Here is an 18,679-nt window from a genome sequence, read left to right on the forward strand (position 1 = left end):
CGGATCGGCTCCACGACATCTCGGGTTAGCCCGAACGGGTGATGAGGCACGCACGTACAGTGGTCGCCTGCCCGGGGCGCGGCCCGCCATGCGGCTCGGGGCGGCCGGGGGTGTGAGGAGCGTGCGGGGGAGGTGTGAGGGGGGCGGGGTCGGCCCGCCACCGATCGGGGGATCCGGCGCCGAGCGTGTTGAACGTTCGTTAAATCTACGGCTGGTGTGCCCGCCGCAGCTCCGCCTTCAGGACCTTCCCCGCGGCCGAGGTGGGCAGCGCCTCCAGGAACCGCACCTCGCGCACCCGCTGGTACGGAGCGACGCGGGCGGACACGTGCGCCATCAGTTCCTCCGCGAGCGCCGGGCCGGGAGGCGGCGAGGCATCCGGGCGCGCCACGACGTACGCCGCCGGTATCTCGCCCGCGTCCGCCGCGGGCACCCCGATCACCGAGACCTGCGCGACCGCCGGATGCCCGCTGAGGATCTCCTCCAGCTGGCCGGGATAGACGTTGTAACCCTTGTAGATGAGCATGTCCTTGGCGCGGCCCACGATGTAGACATGGCCTCGCTCGTCGCACCGCGCCAGGTCGCCGGTGCGCAGCCAGCCGTCGACGAACTGCTGAGCCGTCAGCTCGGGATGGCCGAGGTAGCCCGCCGTGATCTGCGGGCCGCGGGCCCACAGCTCGCCCGTCTCGCCGTCGGGCACGCAGTTCCCGGTCTGCACGAGGTCGCGGATCTCGACCTCGGTGTCGAAGACGGGCAGGCCGACCGACCCGATCGGCACCGGGTCATCGGGGTCGACGATTCCCGACGTGACGCCCATGGTGGCCTCGGTCAGCCCGTACCCCTCCACGACGCACGCCCGCGGGAACAGTGTCCCCAGGGCGCGAAGCGTCGTCGTATCGATGGGCGCCGCGCCCGAGTTGACCACGCGGACCGCGGGGAGCGCACGGCCCTGTGCGGCGGGGGCGGCGAGCAGGGCGTGGAAGAGCGCGGGGGACCCGGCGATCTGGGTGGCTCCGAACTTCTCGGCCAGTTCGAGGAACCGCTCGGGGTCGAATCGTCCGGCGAGGACGCTCGTCAGCCCGGCGAGCACGCCGATCGACTGGCCGACCAGGCCCATGGCGTGGAAGAACGGCGCGACGGCGACCGAGACGCCCTGCCCCGGAGGGTTGGTGTACTCGGTGGCGGCCTCGGGAACCGGGTCCAGGAAGATGCCCCCACCGGGGTCCACCGCGGGCACGGCGGCCGCGCGCCAGCAGGTGAACTGGAGGCAGTTCGCCACGACCTGGCGGTGCAGCACCTGGACCGCCTTCGAACGCCCCGTCGTGCCGCCCGTGAAGGACAGGTGGGCGACCGCGTCGGGCGTGACGCGTGGGCCGGGCTCGGGCGCCGCCGCGAGCAGGTCGGCGAGAGGCACGGTGCCGTCGAGGTGTGCCGGATCGCCGGGCGCGACGGCCGACGGTGGCACGAGGGCCAGCAGTTCGAGCCCCTCGGTGCCGGCCGCGAGGAGCGCCGGTGCCGTCGCCGGATGGGTCACGGCCGCCCGGGCCCCAGCCTCGTCCAGCTGTGCGCGCAGGGCCGCCGGGGGCAGGGTCGGGTTGATGGGCGCCACGATCGCGCCGGCCAGCAGAATCCCGTAGTAAGTGACCGGGAACCAGAGGGAATTGGGCTGGTGCAGTGCCACCACATCGCCCTCGGCGATGCCGCGTTCGCGCAGTCCCCGCGCGAAGCGGAGCGCCTGTTCGTGGAGTTCCGCGAAGGTCAGCGTGTCGTCGCCGTCGCGCAGGGCGACGCGGTCGGGGTATCTCCTGGCCGAGCCGGCGAGGATGTCCCCGACGGACGCCTCGGGGTAGGAGAGGCGGGCAGGCATGCCCTTCGGGTGGCGACGGATCACGCGGCAACTCCCTTGTCGACGAGTGCGACGGGCGTGCAGTCAGAACATTCGTTAAGCTACGGTTCCCGTCGGCACGTGTCCAGACGCCGGGACAGGAGCAGGAGATCGGAGAGCTGTGTCCACGCGACCCGCAGGCCACAAGGCCATCGTCGAGGCTGCCCGGCAGGAGTTCTCCGAGCGCGGCTACGGAGCCACCTCGATCCGCGACATTGCCCAGCGCGCCGGGGTGAGCCTGTCTGCCCTGTACTACTACTACAAGGGCAAGCAGGACTTGCTGGTCGCCATCCTCGACGACGGTCTCGACGCCTACTTCGGTGCGTGCGACGAGGCGTTGGAGGCGTCGGGCGACGACCCGGCCGAACGACTGGAGGCGCTCGTCGCGGCGACCGTACGGTTCCGTACGGAACACCCCGTGAAGAGCAGCATCGTGCTGACCGAGGGGCGCAGCCTGGAGCCCGAGCATCTGGCGCGCTACCGGAAGAACGAGGCGCGTGGCAGCCGGCAGTTCCGCGACGTCGTCGAGCTGGGCGTGGCGCAGGGCATCTTCCTCACCCCCTACCCGGACGACGCCCGGCGCGCGGTGATCGCCATGTGCAACGCCATCGGGGAGTGGTACCGGTCCGAAGGACCCGTATCCGTGGACGAGTTGGTGGAGCGGTACGTGGCCCTGGCGCTGACCGTGGTCGAGTACCGCCCGCGCGCGGTACGCCGACCCGCGCGCGCCTGACATCGAAGCCGCGTCACCCCGCAGGGGCGGCCGTCACATGCGGTGATCCGTCGTCGTCCAGGAACTCGATCACCGCGAGAGCGATGAGCGCGCAGAGGGCGATCCACACGATGACGACGCCCGTCGGACGGTCCCACACCAGCATGATCACGGCCGACACGGCGACGACCGTCCAGTTGAGCCACGTCTTCGCCCGGTGCACCCACGCGCCCACCGGCCCGCCGGTGAGGCCCGCCGCGTCGCGCACCGCGCCGATACCGCCGCGCCACATGGCCTTGACGCGGGTCGCCGCACTGCCGTCGCCGCTCAGCCAGGCCGCGAGCGCCACCACGATGCCGACGGTGATCAGCATGCGCACCGTCGTCCGCAGGAATCGCACGAGCGCGTCGTAGACGGCGCCGGCGGCCGGCTGCGACACCTCGGAGGGCAGCCCGTCGAGATAGAACGCGCGGAAGGCCCACAGACCGATGCCGAGGATCGCGGCGCCCACCGCGATCGCGATCCCGGCCGCCACCAGCGCGCGCCGCTTGCGGACGGCCAGGAGGACGGCGCAGGCGGCGAGGACCAGGGTGATGACGGGCAGCCAGACCCCCATGAGCTGGAGCAGCCGGAAGCCCTTCTTGATCTTGCCGATGGAGTCGGACGTCATGACCGTGAAGTCGGTGTGCACCTCGGGGATCTTCGAGGCGACCCCGAGGCCGCGGTCGACGAGCCGCTGTTTCGCCTCGTCGATGACGGGCGCCAGGTCGATCGTCACCGCGTCGTTCGTGAGCTTGACGGCGCCGCCGCCGCTCCCGGTCAGCGCCTTGTCGACCGCCGTGTGCACACGGCGGTTGAGGCCGGTCCACAGTTTCTCGAACGAGTCGCTCGACACGAACTTCTGGACGGTGTTGTGCACAAAGCCGCTGAGTCCGCTGGTGAGCGGGCCGCTCAGCCTGCCCAGTGCCTTTTCGAGCCTCGGCCGGTCGGCGGGTGCCACGTCGCTGAGGAGCGCCTTGAGATCGATGTTCTCCATGACGACGTTCGTGACGCGGTTCGTGACGGCCGCCTGGACATCGGGATCGGAAGCGAGCGGCTCCATCGTCGCCACATAGCGATCGGTGTCGCCGACGATGTCGCTGGCCCATGTCGCGACCGCGCTGAGCGGCGTCAGGATCGCCACGAGGACGATCAGGAGGCCGGCGAAGAACGAGCGCAGATGGTGCCGGGGCCGGGCCGGCGCCGCGGCCTCCAGCTGAGCGACCCGGGCGCGCAGCGCCGCCATGTCGTCGCTGGTGTCCGCAGGGGGACGGTCGTCACGGTCCGGTGTCATGTACTCATGGGATGCCATGCGGTGTCCGAAGGCCCGCTGGACTAGTGCGTATGGGCGGCCACCGCACCCCGCCACCCCGTCACCACCGTCACGGGGTGACGATCGCGAAGTCCGGATCGTTCTCGTCGAGGACCGAGAGCAGGGTGTCGAGGGCGCCCAGGTCGCCCGAGTGATAGACGCCGTGGAGACCCTTCCCGGCCAGCAGAGTGAGGAGTTGGGGCTTCGTCAGCGTGAGGGAGAGGTCCGCGCTGTCGGCGGGCCGGGTCGTACGGGTGTGGACCAGGACACCGTTGTGCAGCGTCATGCGGTACATCTCGCCCAGGTCCGACAGATGCCAGTGCAGGGTGAGCGAGTGGTGCCACGCCCTGGGCCCGTCGACCCGGACCGCGAGCGAGTCGAAGAGCTGCTCGACGTTCAGCGCGTCGCCCATGTCGCCGCCGCCGATGCTGGTCGCCTTGATCTCGCCGCGCAGCTCCTGGGCGCCGGTGAGGTAGCAGTTGCGCCAGGTCGCGCACTCCGCGCCGTGCGCGAGCCGCTCGAAGGTCTCCGCGAGCAGCTCCCTGGCGTCAGCGCTGTCCGGCGCGGCGAACACGGCGTGCCTCAGGAGCTGGGCGGCGAACCGCAGATCGCCCTCCTCCAGGTACGTACGCGCCTTGCCGAGCACCGCTTCGAGCCCACCCATGCAGTCGACGTAGCGCTCGGCGGTCTCGGTGGGCGGGTGCTCCCACAGGGATGCGGGATTGCCGTCGTACCAGCCCATGTAACGCTGGTAGATGGCCTTCACGTTGTGGCTGACGGAACCGTAGTAGCCGCGCGCGTGCCAGGCCGCGGAGAGAGCGGGCGGCAGCTCGATCAGCTCGGCGATCTCCGTCCCCGTGTACCCATGGTTGAGCAGCCGCAGCGTCTGGTCGTGCAGATACGCGTACAGGTCGCGCTGCTCGGCGAGGAACGACCTGATGCGGTCCGAGCCCCAGGTCGGCCAGTGGTGCGAGGCGAACAGGACGTCCGCGTCGTGGCCGAAGAGTTCGATGGCCTCGTTGAGGTAGCGGGCCCAGATCCGGGCGTCGCGGACCACCGCGCCGCGCAGGGTCAGGATGTTGTGCAGGTTGTGCGTGGCGTTCTCGGCCATGCACAGGGCGCGCCGCTGCGGCAGCAGGAAGTTCATCTCCGACGGCGCCTCGGTGCCCGGCGTCATCTGGAAGCGGAACACGACGCCGTCGAGGGTCAGTTCCTGTCCCGTGTGCCGGACCTCGACCGTGGGCGCCACCAGGCCCGCAGTGCCGGTGGACGCCGTGAAGCCGAGTCCCATGCCCACGAGACCCCCGGGCCCGCGCTCCAGGTTGGCGCCCGAGTAGTAGGTGCCGCGGCGCAGCATCGCCGCACCCGCGTACACGTTCTCGGCGACGGAGTGCTCCATGAAGCCCTGCGGAGCGATCACGGGTACGTCGTCGTCGGCTCCGATGACGCCGAGCACACCGCCGAAGTGGTCGAGGTGGGAGTGGGTGAACACGACGGCGGCGACGGGCCGTTCGCCGCGCTGCGAGCGGTAGAGCTCCAGCGCGGCGGCCGCCGTCTCCGCGGAGGCGAGCGGATCGACGACCACGACGCCGTGGTCGCCCTCGATCAGCGTCATGTTGGCGAGGTCGAACCCGCGTACCTGGAAGACGCCCTCGGTCACCTCGAACAGGCCTGCCCGCGCGCACAGTTGGGACTGCCGCCACAGGTTCGGGTGTGCGGTGTCGGGACAGTCCTCGTCGAGGAACGCCGTGTCGTCGAAGTTCCACACGACGCGCCCGTCCTCGGCCGTGACCGTCGAGGAGAGCGGCGGAGAGACAAGGCCCCGGTCCGCCTCCTCGAAGTCGGACCGGTCGGCGAAGTCGGGGGCGGAGTAGGGGGTGTCGGAGGTGGTCACTTCGGTCTCCCAGGGATGGTGTCAGCGGCGCGCTTCAGTGCCGTACGCGCGCAGGAACAGCGCCACCACCTGCGCCAGGTGCTTGATCTCGGAGGGGTCCACGCTCTCGTTCGGGGCGTGGATCAGGCACTGCGGTTCCTCCACGCCCGTCAGGAGCCGTACACCGCCATGGCCGGAGCGGCCCGCGGGCTCGCCACCGACGCGGTCGTCATCAGCGTCGGCGTCCCCCGCTTCACGGCGGCGCCGTGACCGGTGCCGCCGACCTCGTCCGCGGTCTCGGTTCGTCGGACGGGACATCCATGGTGGTCATACGGGCCCTCCCAGGTCGCGTCGTTGCACAAAATTGGCATAGCTTGTGCCGGTTCGCACCTGCTGTCGGGCCGGGCCCGTACGCACGGGGGGCGCTGCGGGACCGATCCGCGCCGTCCCCGGACGGTCAGCTCTCGGTCAGCTGCCGCACCAGCACCGGCACATGGCTGTGCTCGATGTCCTTGACCGAGGTGACCAGCGTGACCGTGCCCGTACGGGCCAGCGCGCGCAGCTTGTCCGTCAGCTCCACGCGGTCCGGCTCCGCGAGCTCGTCGCGGTAGCGGCGCTCGAACTCCGGGAAGCGGGATGCGCGGTCCTCGTGGTACCAGGAGCGCAGCGCGGAGGACGGCGTCAGGCCCTTCATCCACGCCTGGACGTCGGCCCGCTCCTTGGAGACGCCGCGCGGCCACAGGCGGTCCACCAGGACCCGGGTTCCGTCGTCCGCCGACGGCGGATCGTAGACCCGGCGGACGCGGAAGTGTGGTTCGGAGCTCTTGGAGCGTTCTGTCATGGCCCAATTGTGCGGAGTTTCCCGGCTTCGTGTCCGCGGTCGTCCGCCGCTCCGGTGACGGCCCCCGGATGCCGGAGGCGTACGTCGTTCGCCTCACCCGAGTGGCGGGCGCGCCGACGTCGTGTGAACAGTCGGACATGACGCACGCACCGCACGAACCCCGAACCCCGGCGGCCGAAGAGACCCGCGAAGAGCGCACTTCCCCGCCCGAGGGTCCCCTCGGGCGCCTGGCTCGATCCGCATGGCAAGTAGTGCTCCTGGCAGGCATAGCCGCCCTGATCCTGGGCGTACTGGTCCTGGTCTGGCCCGGGGCGTCCCTGTTCGCCGCCGGAGTGCTCTTCGGCGTGTATCTCCTGGTCACCGGCGTCTTCCAGCTGGTGGCCGCGTTCGGCACGCATGTCACCACCGGGCTGCGCGTGATGGCCTTCATCAGCGGCGCGCTGTCGATCCTGCTCGGCCTGTTCTGCTTCCGCGGGGCGACGCAGTCGATCCTGCTGCTCGCGCTGTGGATCGGTATCGGCTGGCTGTTCCGCGGCATCACCCAGACCGTCGCGGCCGTCTCCGACGAGGCGATGCCGGCGCGCGGCTGGCAGATCTTCCTCGGCGTCGTGAGCGCGCTGGCCGGTGTGGTCCTGATCGTCTCGCCGTTCGAGTCCGTCGCCGTACTCACCCTGGTCGGCGGCTGCTGGCTGCTGGTGGTCGGCGTCGTGGAGATCGTCACGGCGTTCCAGCTGCGGAGCAAGGCGAAGCGGATTCCGCACGGGGTGTGACGAGGGTCCTGAGGGCCGATACGCGCGCGCCGGGCGCCCACATGGGGACGCCCGGCGCGACGGCTCCGGTCTGTCGGTGACGGTCAGACCGCGACCGTCTCCTCCATCTCTTCCTCTGCCGCCTCTTCCTCTGCTGCCTCCGTGGAGCGGGTGGGCGCCTGAGTCACGCTGTGCGCGGCATGCTGCCGGGGCTCGGCCTCGACGGCACCGCGCCGCCGCTCCGTGAGCGCGGCAAGCCCCGTCATGGCCAGGCCGACGACGAGCCAGACGGCCAGTGTCCACACGTTCCTGGCAAGGTCGTGGCTGCCGAAGTAGAGCAGGCTGCGCGAGCCCTCGACAAAGCCGGCGCCGTTCCAGAAGGCGTGCAGGGTGCCGAAGAAGCCGTTCTGCAGCTCGGGCCGGTAGAGGCCGCCGGAGCTGGTGAAGTTCAGCATCACGAACAACACCATGAGCGCGAGCGTCGTCCACCGCTTCAGGAACGTGTGCAGACCCACGCCGATGAACAGAATGCCCGCCGAGTAGAGCCAGGACATGGCCCACATGCCCCACAGGCCGTGGTGGGCCAGGTGGAACACGGGTCCCGCGAGAGCCGCGCCGACGAGGCCGACCACGCCGGACACACCGACCACGAGCGCGGCCCGCGTCCGCATCGACAGGGCGGAACCCGCCGCGCCGATCACGGCCACCGACGCGTACGAGCCGATGCTCAGCGCCACCAGCAGGAAGAACAGGCCCTGGCCCGTCGGATCGTCCGAGACGGTCGGGGTCACGTCCGTCACCTTGAGCGGCACGCCCTGCTGCGTGGCGACGGGGGTGAAGATCTTCTCGGCGGTGATCGCGCTCATGTCGGACCCGGCGGTGGCGACGATCAGCTCGGGGGACTTCGCGCTCAGGACGTACGCGCCGTCGATGTCACGGGACCGAAGCTGCTCCACGGCCGCCGGGCGGCTGTCGAGCGTACGGACGTCGAGAGCGTCGCCGGCCTTGTCCTTCACCGTCTGGGCGAAGACCTTCGCCTCGGGCCCCGCCCCGACGACCGCCACCGGCAGATGGTGCGGCTCGGGCGCCACGAAGGCCCCCATGTACGCGAGCCCCATGCCCAGGCACATCAGCAGCGGGGTGATGAGGTGGGTCAGCACATGGCGCAGCGCCGGATTCCGCACGCCGTGCACGGCGCCCGCGGACTCGGAGCGGTGTGCCTTGTGATCGGCGGGCATGGGCAGGACCTCCAGCTGGTTGGGTTGGTGTTTACAACCTTTCACGTTGTACTCTACAACTATCTCGGCGGGATGGGATGCGGGGGAGGATGTGACGATGGCCACCGCGGCCCCGCGGTGGCCATCGCACGTGCCTTCAGCCCTGCTGGAGCTCGAGCTGGTACTCGTACGTCCGATGCGTCGGCACGTAGCCGAGTCCGTCGTTCACGGCGCGCATGTGCGTGTTGCTGTCGGCGGTGTCCGTGAGCAGGCCCCCGAGCTTCGGGTGGCGGTCGCGGGCGCGGAGAACGGCCTCTGCCTTCATCCAGCGCGCGAGGCCGTGGCCGCGGTGCTCGGGCAGCACGCCCGTGCCGTAGTGCTGTCCGTCGCCCGTGCCGTCGCCGGGGACGACGAGCTCGGTGAACCCCACGACGGTGCCGTCGGAGGCGTCGACCGCCGCGACCGTGTCGAGGTGTTCGCCGCGCTGCTCGACCGCCTCGGCCGCCGCGCGGACGCGGTCCACGTCCCACGCGACCGTCCCGTAGTCGGTGTCGTCCATGGGCATGTCGTCCATGGCGCGACGCGACGCGGCGAACGTCGCGGCCAGGTGGTCCGGAACCGTCCCTTCCCAGGAGACGAGCCGGTATCCGGGGTGCTCCGCGCGCGCCGTCCGCGTGAGGTCCGGGACGTCCGCGTCCGCGAGCGGGAGTCGCGCGTACGTCAGGTTCAGCACCCGGCGGAACCCTCGCGCGGCCAGGAACAGGTCCGCGGGTGAGCCGTCGTCCGCCGGGGCGGTGAGCGAGCGTCGCCCGTCGTCCTTCGCGGCCGTCACCGCCGCGTCGAGGAGCCGGGTGCCGGCGCCGCGACGCCGTTCCGCGGGATGGACCTGGAGGGTCAGCTGGGCGAGATGCCGCTGCCCGTCCCGGTCGATGAGCCGCAGGAACGCGGACCCGACGGGGTTCCCGTCGGTGTCGGACGCCAGCCAGGCGAGGCGGCGGGCGTCCGGACCGCCGGACGGATCGGTCAGCGGTGTCAGGTTCAGCGACAAGAGGGCTCCTTGTGCAGGAAGTTGAGGACGCGGCTGAACCTAACCGCGGGCGCGCGCCCCCGCAAAGGGATTGGCCGCGCGGGCCCCCGGCGCCGGAACCGTCCGCCCGCGCCCATTCCTTATTTCTGAAACGAGTTCTACTGTGTGCGCCGTCAGGACCGGGACCCGGTGTACCAGCGACCGCCAGGAGGGGCCGTGCACCTCGAATACACGCCCGAGCAACAGCAGTTGCGCGCGGAGCTGCGCGCCTACTTCGCGGAGCTGGTGCCCGACAACGCGTACGCCCGCTACGAGGATCCGGCCGCGCAGAAGCGGTTCTACCGCGAGACGGTGCGCCGGCTCGGCACCGACGGGTGGCTCGGCGTCGGGTGGCCGAAGGAGTACGGCGGGCGCGGCCTGACGCCCATGGAACAGTTCATCTTCTTCGACGAGGCCGCGCAGGCGGGCGTGCCCCTGCCGCTCATGGCGCTCAACACCGTCGGCCCCACGATCATGCAGTACGGCAACGACGAGCAGAAGGCGTACTTCCTGCCGAGGATCCTCTCCGGAGAGCTCGACTTCGCCATCGGCTACAGCGAGCCCGACGCGGGCACCGACCTCGCCGCGCTCAAGACGAGGGCGGTGCGCGACGGGGACGAGGCCACCGGCCACTACACGGTGAACGGGCAGAAGATCTGGACGACCAACGGCGACACGGCCGACTGGGTGTGGCTCGCCGTGCGCACCGACCCGGACGCCCCGCCGCACAAGGGCATCACCATGCTCCTGGTGCCGACGTCGGACCCCGGCTACTCCTGCACCATCATCAACACCCTTGCCTCGCACGACACCACCGCCAGCTACTACGAGAACATCCGCGTTCCCGTCAGCCGCCGCGTCGGTGAGGAGAACAAGGGCTGGCGGCTCATCACGAACCAGCTCAACCACGAGCGCGTGACGCTCGCCGCCCACGGCACCATGGCGATCCGCGCGCTGCGCGACGTGCAGCGCTGGGCCATGGACACCAAGCTCGCCGACGGGCGCCGCGTCATCGACCTCGGCTGGGTGCGCAAGCGCCTCGCCCAGACGCACACCCGGCTCGACGCGATGAAACTCCTCAACTGGCAGATGGTGAACGCCGTCCAGGAAGGCAGCCTCACCCCGCAGGACGCCTCCGCCGTAAAGGTGTACGGCTCCGAGGCGCGCCGCGAGGCGTATGCCTGGCTGATGGAGGTCGTCGCCGTGGCGGGAGCGCTCAAGGAGGGCTCGGCGGGCGCTGTCCTGCACGGCGAACTCGAACGCGGCTACCGATCAGCCGTGATCTTCACGTTCGGCGGCGGCAACAACGAGATCCAGCGCGAGATCATCTCCTGGATAGGCCTGGGCATGCCCCGCGTCCGCCGCTGAGGCGCTCGTGACGAGGATTCATAGTTGGCACAAGAGAGGCATGGTTGGCACTGGCTGCAGCCCGCAGTCATCGGGATGCCAAGCCTCTGGGCTCCGACGGGATGGACGTGCCGCGACCACGACGGGGCACCACGAAGGTTCGGACTGAGAGGATGTCTCACGTGGTGGTGGCGTGAGCTGCGGCACGACGTCTCTTCGGGGGTGCCGATCTGTCGCGTCGGCTGGTTCCTGACGGTCTGTCGGAACTTGGCGTTCCGTTGCTGTCGTCGTTCAACTCCCGCCCTCAGGGCGGCGGAACCGCGCTGCTGGACGAGCGGGCCGGGTTCACGGCGGTGGTGTACGTGCCGACCAGCGGAGGTGCCTGGCGGCCCCTGCTGGAGACGTCCGGAATGTCGCCCGCGACGGCGCACCTCATGGACCAAGGCGGGGCCGTGGCGCGGATTGCACCGGGCGGTCCTGGACGAACTCGGCGCCCAGGTTGAGCTCGACTGGACGTACGCGATCGTCGACGCCGCCTTGGAGCGGGCGAAAGAGGGCGTTCGCCGAGCGGGCCGACCCCGGTCGGTCGCGGCAAGCAGGGCAGCGGACTGCATCTGCTGGCCGAGCCTCAGGGCATCCCGCTCAGCGTCGCCATGACCGGCGCCAACATGCACGCGAGCCTCGCCCTCAAGCCGCCGGTCCGCGGCATACCCGCCATCCGCTCACGACGCGGACCCCCGTCGGCGACGCCCGGTCAAACTCCGCGCGGACAAGGCGGACTTCTCCGCGGAACACCTGGCCTGGCCGCGCGAGCGGGGTGTCGTCCCATGCATCGCACGGCCGGGCATCGAGTCCGGCGAACGGCTCGGCCGGGACCGCTGGAAGACCGAGCGGTCCATCGCCCGGCTCTTCGGCTACCGGCGCCTCACCATCCGGTACGAGCGCAAGTGCTCCCACTTCCGCGCCTTCCTCGGGTGGGCCACTGCCCTCACCCGCTGAGAGAAGCTCGCAACACCCGCCACAGCTGATCAGCACGGAACTGTCCCCGCGTCAGCTCTTGAGACTTCCGGTGGACAGCCCCGAGCGCCAGAACCGCTGGAGGGCGAGGAAGGCGATACAGAGAGGGACCACCGACACCAGGGAGCCCGTGACGACGATGTCGTACCAGGGCTGGTCCCGAAGCTGGCTGTTCCAGAAGTAGAGACCCAGGGTCAGCGGCCAGCGTGAGTCGTCGGCGAGCATCATCAGTGGCAGGAAGAAGTTGTTCCAGATCCCTACGAACTGGAACAGGCAGATGGTGACCAGCGCGGGCGACATCAGCCGCAGGGCGATGGTGAAGAAGATCCGGAGTTCTCCCGCGCCGTCGACCCGGGCGGCGTCGGTGAGTTCGTCGGGCACGGAGGCTTCGGCGTAGACGCGGGCGAGGTAGACCCCGAAGGGGGTGACGGCGCTCGGGATCAGCACCGACCAGTACGTGTTGACGAGGCCGGTTGACGAGGCGAGCAGATACAGCGGGAGGGCGAGCAGCGGCGGGGGGATGAGCACCGCGCCGAGGATCACGGCGAAGACACCCTCCCGGCCTTTGAAGGGATATTTGGCCAGGGCGTATCCAGCCATCGCGGCGAACAGGGTGGCCACCAGGGCCCCGACCCCGCAGTACAGAAGGCTGTTGAGGAGCCAGCGGCCGAAGATGCCGTCGCTGTGCCGGAAGACCTTCGTGAGGTTGTCGGCGAGGTGGAAGTGCGAGCCGAACCAGAAGCCGTTGCTGCCGAACAGGTCGCCGTTGGATTTCGTCGCCGAGACGATCAGCCACCAGATCGGCAGCAGGAAGTAGCCCGCGATCGCGAACAGCAGCACGGTGGTGCTCAGTCGGGCGGCCGAGGTGCCGCGACGGCGGGCGGGCGGCGCCGCCCGCCCGGGGCCGGACCTGCGGTGTCGGGCTGTGGTTTGCGTGCTCATCGCGATCCTCGTGTGCTCAGGCGCAGGAAGCCGTAGGACAGGGCGAACGTGGCAAGGGCCAGGACCACCGCGACAGCCGCGGCGAAGTTGTAGTCGTTGAGGCCGAAGGCGGCCTGGTAGGAGAGCATCACCGGGGTGTAGTTGCTGCTGATCGCGGCGGTCATGGGGCGCAGCACCATCGGTTCGCCGAACAGCTGCAGCGTGCCGATGATGGAGAAGACGCCGGTCAGGGTGAGGGCCGGGCGCACCAGCGGCACCTTGATGTGCCAGGCGATCTGGAATCCGGAGCATCCGTCCAGCTCGGCGGCCTCGCACAGCTCCTTGGGGATGGACTGCAGCGAGGTGTAGATGATCAGCATGTTGTAGCCGGTCCAGGACCAGGTGACGATGTTGCCGATCGAGAAGAGGATCATGTTGTGGGAGAGGAAGTCGACGTCTGCGCCGATACTCCTGCCGACGTCGTTCAACGGACTGATGCCCGGCATGTAGAGGAAGGCCCACAGCACCGCCGCGATCACACCGGGGATCGCGAACGGCAGGAAGTACGCCACGCGGAAGAAGCGCTTGAACCGTGCCACTTGGGAGTCGAGGAGCAGGGCGAGGAGCAGGGCGAGGCCCAGCATCACCGGCACCTGGACGATGCCGAAGACCAGGACCCTGCCCACGCCCTTCAGGAACGTGCTGTCGGTGAGCACCCGCGTGTAGTTGTCCAGGCCGGCGAAGACGGTGCGCGGCGCCCCGAAGCCGAGCCCGGAGCGCTCCACCCGGAACAGGCTCTGATGGACGGCGTACCCGATCGGGATGACGAACACGGCCAGGAACAGGACGCCGAACGGGGCGAGCAGCACGGCGGCGGAGCGGTTGCGCCGGGCGGTGATCCTGCTGCCGGAGCGGCCGCGCGACGGCCGCCGCTCCCGGCCCGGAACACCGGCGAGCCGGTCCGGGCCGTGATCGCCCGACGGCGCCGGCCGGTCCGCGACCGGCAGTGTCGGGGAGTCCACATCGCGGGTCATCTGACCTGCACGCCCTTCGACTTGATCGCCGCGAGCGTCTTCTTCTGTACGTTGTTGAACGCGTCGAACAGCGTGCCGGAACCGGCGTAGGTCTTGGCGGTCGCCTCGTCCAGATCGACACCGAACTGCGACTGCGTGGGACCCCACTGCCAGCTCGTGTCCGTGTGCTGGGCGGCTTCGCCGAACACCTTGTAGATGTTCTGGCCGCCGTAGTAGTCCACGTCCTTGTTCACTTCGGGCAGCTTGAGTCCGGCGGTGGCGGCCGGGTAGATGCCGGTCTTCGTGATCAGGTTCTTGAGGCTGTCGGGGTTGGTGCTCATCCAGGTGGCGAACTCGACTGCCTCGTCCTTGTGCTGACAGCCCTTGAGCACGGCCGTGCTGCCGCCGCCGTCGTTGCCGAACTTCTTCTCCCCGGCGGTCCACTGCGGCATCGGGGCGACGGCGAACTTGCCCTTGGCCTTGGGGGCGTTCTGGGCGATCAGCGGGTTCAGCCAGACCGCGCCGATCGCCGTGGCCACCTTGCCGGACTGCAGGCCGCTCCACCACGCGGGGCTGTAGCCCTGGTCCGTGGCCACCAGCTTCTTGTCCACCAACTGCTGCCAGTAGTCGGCGAGTTGCCGGGACTGGTCGTCGTTGACGCCGACGTGCCACGCGTCGCCCTCGGTGCCGAACCACTTGGCGCCCTTCTGCCAGGCCAGGCCGGACAGGGTGATCGCCCGCAGGTTCACGATGTGGGCCTCGGGGTCGGCCTTGTGCAGCTTCTCGGCCGCCTTGGCGTACTCGTCCCAGGTCGTCGGCACCGCGATGCCGTACTTCTTGAAGACGTCCTTGCGGTAGTACATGGCCATCGGGCCCGTGTCGACCGGGATGCCGTAGGTCTTGCCCGCGACGGTGACCTGGTTCCACGTCCACGGAACGAACTTGTCCTTCGCGGCACCGGCCTCCTGGGAGACGTCCTCCAGGGCGCCCTCGAGCAGGAACGTGGGTATGGACTCGAAGCCGATCTGCGCCAGGCAGGGGGCGTTGCCCGCCTTCACCGCCGAGAGCATCTTGTCGTAGCCGCCCTGGCCACCTGACGGCAGCTTCTTGAAGGTGACCTTGATGTTCTTGTGGGTGGCGTTGAACAGCTCGGCCGACTTGTCGTAGCCGGGGGCCCAGCCCCAGAACTCCAGGTGGATGGTGCCGCCGGCGGCCATGTCGTCGCCGCTCCCTCCGCACGCCGCCGCTGTCAGGACCAGGGCGGCCGCGGACAGACTCCCGAGTACGGCCCGCCTTCTGGAGCGCGCGGCCAACTTAGCAAGCATTTATGTGCACCTTCCCGTTGCGAAGAACTGGCAATTACTCAGGTTCTTGGGCAAGTTGAACGTGAGGAGCCTGGCGCTGCCCTCGAAGGCCGAGAGGCGGCGCTGCAGTCTCCCGGGGCGCTGAGGTCCGGTACCCGTATCCACCGCTAGGCGAAGCTCAGTATTTGTGGGGCGCTCCGTGACGTCAAGACCATAGATCCGATACATTCCACCCGTAGAGATCCGTAGCTCAGAAATATCGGATGGACATTGAACCGGCCGCGAGCCTGCCTTCATCGCCGCGTCGGCCGTGATCCCGCCGTCGGACACCAGGCCGGGACCGGACCGTACCGGCGGCTGGAGCGCCATGGGGAGGCTGAGCGGACCGCAGGGCGACGGCGACCAGGTCGCCGTCGTTTCCAACCGTCCCGACCATGGCGCGATCGGCGCCTGCGCCGCTTGGCCCCGACTCACGCCGAGTGCGGTGCGTCCGGCCGGGAGCGCACCGCGGGCGCGGCCGGGGCCGCGGTGCTCCCGGCCCTCTGCGGCATCGGTTGCTCGGCGCGGCCTACCTGGCCGGGGCGTGCGGCCGGCCGGGCGACTGCACCGCTCCGCTCGGAGACTCCCGCTGACACCGGCCCGGCACGGGCAGGACCCGGAGGAAGCCGGATGAAGGACGAGAAGGCTGGTTCGACCACTGGGGCGAGCACCACCACGTACGGAACGCGGACGAGGCCGCCGCGGAGCTGGACCGGATGCTGGCTCAGGGCGCCTCGGTCAACCTCTACATGGGCCACGGCGGCACGAACTTCGGATGGTGGAACGGGGCCAACCACAACGAGACCGACTACCAGCCCACCTGCACCAGTTACGACTATGACGCTCCGGTCGGTGAAGCTGGAGAGCTGACCGAGAAGTTCCACGCGTTCCGCGCGGTGATCGAGTGGCACCGTGGCCCGATCCCGTACGCGATACCCGCGACACCGGACCGGCTCGCCCCGCAGACGGCACGGCCGAACGGTGTGTTGGCGCTGGCGGACTGCCTCGACGTGCTCTCCATTCCTCGGCAGCGGCTCTCACCGGAACCGATGGAGGTGCTGGGCCAGTCGCTGGGGCTGAATCCACCACCGCACGTGGCTCCGTGGCTCCTTCCCCGACTCGACCCTGCGCGTGCACGGCCTCGCGGACCGGGCCCAGGTGTTCCTCGACGGAGTGCCGCTGGGCGTCCTGGAGCGGACAGGGTCGCTCGACGCGCTGCCGATCAGCGTCCCCGACACCGGTGCCGAACTCGACCTGCTCGTGGAGAACATGGGACGGATCAACTACGGCCCCTTGCTGGAGGATCGCAAGGGCATCAGCGGCGTCCGGATCGACGGCCAATACCAGTTCGACTGGGAGATCCGCCCCTCCCGCTGACCGATCTGGCAGGCCTGCGGTTCGGGGCCGCCGAACAGGTCGAGGGTCCGGCCTTTCACCATGCGACGCTGAAGGTACCGGAACCGGCCGACGGTTTCCTGGCCCTGCCGGGCTGGACCAAGGGCCAGGTGTGGCTGAACGGCTTCGCCGTCGGCCGTTACTGGGACCGCGGACCCCAGCGCACCCTGTACGCCCCCGCCCCGGTGTGGCGGGCCGGCCGAAATGAACTCGTGATCCTGGAACTGCGGCCGGGCGAGCGGATCGAGCTCTGCGACGCCCCGGATCTGGGCCCGACCGACTGACCTTCGGACTGCCAACTGGCTCCGGTCCGTATTCCTTCCGGACCGGAGCCACCTGAAGCGAGTCCCGGAAGCCGACGGGATTCCGCCGGCTTCCGCCTGCCTGAATCAGCTCTGGCCGTGCCCGAAGTACGCGGCCAGGTCCCGGTCCGGGGCTGCGACCTCGACAGCGCGGCCGCCGTCCCGCAACGACATGGTGGCCGCGTAGCCGGCGGCCACCGCTTCGCGGGCCGCGACGGGCGAGGTGACGGTGGCTCCGCCGTCCCGTACGAACCGCAGGAATTCCGCCATCAGCACGGGATCGGCGCCTCCGTGCGTGCCAGTCGGTGTGTGCACGGGCACCACCAGATCGGCCTCGGCGCGGCCGTCGGAGCGGCGGTTCCACACGTGCACCCCCGCTCCCTCCGAGTCGCCGAAGTTCTCCAGGCGCCCCTCGGTGCCGATCACCGTGTAGTTGCGCCAGTAGTCGGGGGTGTAGTGACACTGCTGATAGCTCGCGAAAACGCCGTTGTCCAGCTGCATCTGCATCATGCTCAGGTCCTCCACGTCCACCACCGGGTGGAGACCGGTCTGGCTGAGCGGCGGCCAGTTCTCCGTCGACAGCCACTCGGTCATCCGCTCCCCGCTGCGGTCGCGGTGTGAGTCGATGTCCCCGTAGACCGTCAGCCCGCCCATGGCGTTCACCCGCCGGGTGTAGCCGCCGGCCAGCCAGTGGATGACATCAATGTCGTGCGCGCCCTTCTGCAGCAGCAGGCCGGTGGTAAGGCGTCGGTCCGCGTGCCAGTCCTTGAAGTAGAAGTCCCCGCCGTGGCCGACGAAATGGCGGCACCAGATGGCCTTGACCTCGCCGATCGCCCCTTTGACGATCAGCTCACGCATGGCCACCACGACCGGCATGTGGCGCATGTTGTGGCCCACGTACAGCGGGGTCCGATGCCGGTGAGCTGCCGCGAGCAGCCGGTCACACCCCTCGGTGGTGATCGCCATCGGTTTGTCCAGGAACACCGGTACACCGGCCTGAAGGAAGTCCAGGCCGATCTCCTCGTGCGTGTGATCCGGAGTCAGCACCAGCACGCCGTCGAGTCCCGCGTCGAGCAGCTTGTGGTGATCCGCGGCGGTCCGCACCTGGGTGCCGAATCGCTGTTCGGCGCCCGTCAGCAACTGTCGGTCGCGGTCGCAGGCGGCGGCCACCAGTGAGCCCGATCCGGGCTGATGGGCCAGATCGGCCAGGTCGCTGCGATTACCCAGGCCGATGACGCCGAGCCTGATGTCGTCCAAGGTGCTTGCCCTTTCAGAAGGTTCCGACCCCAGCAAGGCGAGATGACTCGATGATAGATCTGGAACATATCCTTTCCATGGTGGGTTTGTGCCCGATTCTGAGGGGGTCGGGATGGTGCCGACCGCCAGGGCGGCCGCGCTCTCGGGGGTGCAGCGACCGGGCGGCAGAAGGATGTTGCCCCGGTGGGAGGTGGGGTGAGGTGGTCGGTGCGGGACGGGATGAGTCTGAGCTCACCGGATCCTGGCGTCAAGAGTTTGAATGTGATTCACTGACCCCGGATTGGCTGATGTATCAGAAACATGTCGCAAATGGGGCGTCTCTGCGTCACTCGGCGACCTCACGCCCGACGTGGACCGCCGTACCGTCCGGACCGCCGTACCGTCCGGACCGCC

General features: G+C 69.7%; 17 protein-coding genes and 1 pseudogene. 7 read left to right on the forward strand and 11 right to left on the reverse strand.

The window, feature by feature from the left end:
• Nucleotides 1-205 precede the first annotated feature (205 nt).
• A complete protein-coding gene (locus OG698_RS41290) occupies nucleotides 206-1,888 on the reverse strand; it encodes a class I adenylate-forming enzyme family protein (protein ID WP_406109298.1) in 1,683 nt (560 codons plus the stop codon).
• A gap of 115 nt (nucleotides 1,889-2,003) precedes the next feature.
• On the opposite strand from OG698_RS41290, the gene OG698_RS41295 reads away from it, so the two are divergent.
• Nucleotides 2,004-2,615, forward strand: coding sequence for a TetR/AcrR family transcriptional regulator (locus tag OG698_RS41295; RefSeq protein WP_406109299.1), 612 nt, complete (start codon nucleotides 2,004-2,006; stop codon nucleotides 2,613-2,615).
• Between the two features lie 13 nt (nucleotides 2,616-2,628).
• Here OG698_RS41295 and OG698_RS41300 read toward each other — a convergent pair whose 3' ends face one another.
• Entirely contained in the window at nucleotides 2,629-3,927 is a 1,299-nt protein-coding gene (locus OG698_RS41300) for a hypothetical protein (protein ID WP_406109301.1), read from the reverse strand.
• An 88-nt stretch (nucleotides 3,928-4,015) separates the two neighbouring features.
• Nucleotides 4,016-5,839 carry an alkyl/aryl-sulfatase gene (locus OG698_RS41305; protein WP_406109302.1) on the reverse strand — a complete coding sequence of 608 codons (1,824 nt, stop codon included), beginning with the start codon at nucleotides 5,837-5,839 and terminating at the stop codon, nucleotides 4,016-4,018.
• A 117-nt stretch (nucleotides 5,840-5,956) separates the two neighbouring features.
• On the opposite strand from OG698_RS41305, the gene OG698_RS41310 reads away from it, so the two are divergent.
• Complete coding sequence (locus OG698_RS41310; RefSeq protein ID WP_406109304.1) at nucleotides 5,957-6,088, forward strand: hypothetical protein; 132 nt, start codon at nucleotides 5,957-5,959, stop codon at nucleotides 6,086-6,088.
• 187 nt (nucleotides 6,089-6,275) lie between these two features.
• Here OG698_RS41310 and OG698_RS41315 read toward each other — a convergent pair whose 3' ends face one another.
• The gene (locus tag OG698_RS41315; RefSeq protein ID WP_406109305.1) at nucleotides 6,276-6,659 is read right to left on the reverse strand and encodes a DUF488 domain-containing protein; all 384 of its coding nucleotides are present in this window, start codon (nucleotides 6,657-6,659) and stop codon (nucleotides 6,276-6,278) included.
• 137 nt (nucleotides 6,660-6,796) lie between these two features.
• Here OG698_RS41315 and OG698_RS41320 point away from each other — a divergent pair, with 137 nt between their 5' ends.
• Nucleotides 6,797-7,429: an HdeD family acid-resistance protein gene (locus tag OG698_RS41320; RefSeq protein ID WP_406109307.1), complete on the forward strand. Its 633-nt coding sequence runs from the start codon at nucleotides 6,797-6,799 to the stop codon at nucleotides 7,427-7,429.
• 83 nt (nucleotides 7,430-7,512) lie between these two features.
• On the opposite strand, the gene OG698_RS41325 is transcribed toward OG698_RS41320, so the two are convergent.
• Nucleotides 7,513-8,646 (reverse strand): hypothetical protein, encoded by a 1,134-nt coding sequence (locus OG698_RS41325; protein WP_406109308.1) that lies wholly within the window; start codon nucleotides 8,644-8,646, stop codon nucleotides 7,513-7,515.
• Between the two features lie 136 nt (nucleotides 8,647-8,782).
• Complete coding sequence (locus OG698_RS41330) at nucleotides 8,783-9,673, reverse strand: GNAT family N-acetyltransferase (protein WP_406109310.1); 891 nt, start codon at nucleotides 9,671-9,673, stop codon at nucleotides 8,783-8,785.
• Between the two features lie 195 nt (nucleotides 9,674-9,868).
• On the opposite strand from OG698_RS41330, the gene OG698_RS41335 reads away from it, so the two are divergent.
• A complete protein-coding gene (locus OG698_RS41335) occupies nucleotides 9,869-11,059 on the forward strand; it encodes an acyl-CoA dehydrogenase family protein (protein ID WP_406109312.1) in 1,191 nt (396 codons plus the stop codon).
• Nucleotides 11,060-11,342: 283 nt separating this feature from the next.
• On the opposite strand, the gene OG698_RS41340 is transcribed toward OG698_RS41335, so the two are convergent.
• The 4 genes from OG698_RS41340 to OG698_RS41355 form a co-directional block, all read right to left on the reverse strand.
• Nucleotides 11,343-11,474: a hypothetical protein gene (locus OG698_RS41340; RefSeq protein WP_326777405.1), complete on the reverse strand. Its 132-nt coding sequence runs from the start codon at nucleotides 11,472-11,474 to the stop codon at nucleotides 11,343-11,345.
• 614 nt (nucleotides 11,475-12,088) lie between these two features.
• On the reverse strand, nucleotides 12,089-12,997 hold the full coding sequence (locus tag OG698_RS41345) for a carbohydrate ABC transporter permease (RefSeq protein WP_406109314.1): 909 nt from the start codon (nucleotides 12,995-12,997) through the stop codon (nucleotides 12,089-12,091).
• Complete coding sequence (locus tag OG698_RS41350) at nucleotides 12,994-14,010, reverse strand: carbohydrate ABC transporter permease (protein WP_406109315.1); 1,017 nt, start codon at nucleotides 14,008-14,010, stop codon at nucleotides 12,994-12,996. The genes OG698_RS41345 and OG698_RS41350 overlap by 4 nt, the downstream gene beginning before the upstream one ends.
• The gene (locus OG698_RS41355) at nucleotides 14,007-15,314 is read right to left on the reverse strand and encodes an ABC transporter substrate-binding protein (RefSeq protein ID WP_406109316.1); all 1,308 of its coding nucleotides are present in this window, start codon (nucleotides 15,312-15,314) and stop codon (nucleotides 14,007-14,009) included. Before OG698_RS41355 ends, OG698_RS41350 begins: the two co-directional genes overlap by 4 nt.
• Nucleotides 15,315-15,976: 662 nt before the next feature.
• Between OG698_RS41355 and OG698_RS41360 the strand changes: the two are divergent.
• The 3 genes and pseudogenes from OG698_RS41360 to OG698_RS41370 form a co-directional block, all read left to right on the forward strand.
• A pseudogene (locus OG698_RS41360) lies at nucleotides 15,977-16,225 on the forward strand (beta-galactosidase); the annotation flags it as partial.
• A 238-nt stretch (nucleotides 16,226-16,463) separates the two neighbouring features.
• Nucleotides 16,464-16,709 (forward strand): hypothetical protein, encoded by a 246-nt coding sequence (locus OG698_RS41365; protein WP_406109318.1) that lies wholly within the window; start codon nucleotides 16,464-16,466, stop codon nucleotides 16,707-16,709.
• A 14-nt stretch (nucleotides 16,710-16,723) separates the two neighbouring features.
• Nucleotides 16,724-17,011, forward strand: a complete 288-nt coding sequence (locus tag OG698_RS41370) for a hypothetical protein (protein ID WP_406111572.1) — start codon at nucleotides 16,724-16,726, stop codon at nucleotides 17,009-17,011.
• Nucleotides 17,012-17,116: 105 nt separating this feature from the next.
• On the opposite strand, the gene OG698_RS41375 is transcribed toward OG698_RS41370, so the two are convergent.
• Nucleotides 17,117-18,286 (reverse strand): Gfo/Idh/MocA family protein, encoded by a 1,170-nt coding sequence (locus tag OG698_RS41375; protein ID WP_406109319.1) that lies wholly within the window; start codon nucleotides 18,284-18,286, stop codon nucleotides 17,117-17,119.
• Nucleotides 18,287-18,679: the final 393 nt, after the last annotated feature.

Origin of the sequence: Streptomyces sp. NBC_01003, from assembly GCF_045162695.1 — a bacterium.
Lineage (GTDB): Bacteria > Actinomycetota > Actinomycetes > Streptomycetales > Streptomycetaceae > Streptomyces.

Excerpts from the sequence above, each read along its gene's own strand:
- OG698_RS41325 (WP_406109308.1), bottom strand. The coding sequence starts at position 8,646 with ATGCCCGCCGATCACAAGGCACACCGCTCCGAGTCCGCGGGCGCCGTG.
- OG698_RS41340 (WP_326777405.1), bottom strand. The coding sequence starts at position 11,474 with ATGAGGTGCGCCGTCGCGGGCGACATTCCGGACGTCTCCAGCAGGGGC.
- OG698_RS41300 (WP_406109301.1), bottom strand. The coding sequence starts at position 3,927 with ATGACACCGGACCGTGACGACCGTCCCCCTGCGGACACCAGCGACGAC.
- OG698_RS41345 (WP_406109314.1), bottom strand. The coding sequence starts at position 12,997 with ATGAGCACGCAAACCACAGCCCGACACCGCAGGTCCGGCCCCGGGCGG.
- OG698_RS41320 (WP_406109307.1), top strand. The coding sequence starts at position 6,797 with ATGACGCACGCACCGCACGAACCCCGAACCCCGGCGGCCGAAGAGACC.
- OG698_RS41315 (WP_406109305.1), bottom strand. The coding sequence starts at position 6,659 with ATGACAGAACGCTCCAAGAGCTCCGAACCACACTTCCGCGTCCGCCGG.
- OG698_RS41355 (WP_406109316.1), bottom strand. The coding sequence starts at position 15,314 with ATGCTTGCTAAGTTGGCCGCGCGCTCCAGAAGGCGGGCCGTACTCGGG.
- OG698_RS41350 (WP_406109315.1), bottom strand. The coding sequence starts at position 14,010 with ATGACCCGCGATGTGGACTCCCCGACACTGCCGGTCGCGGACCGGCCG.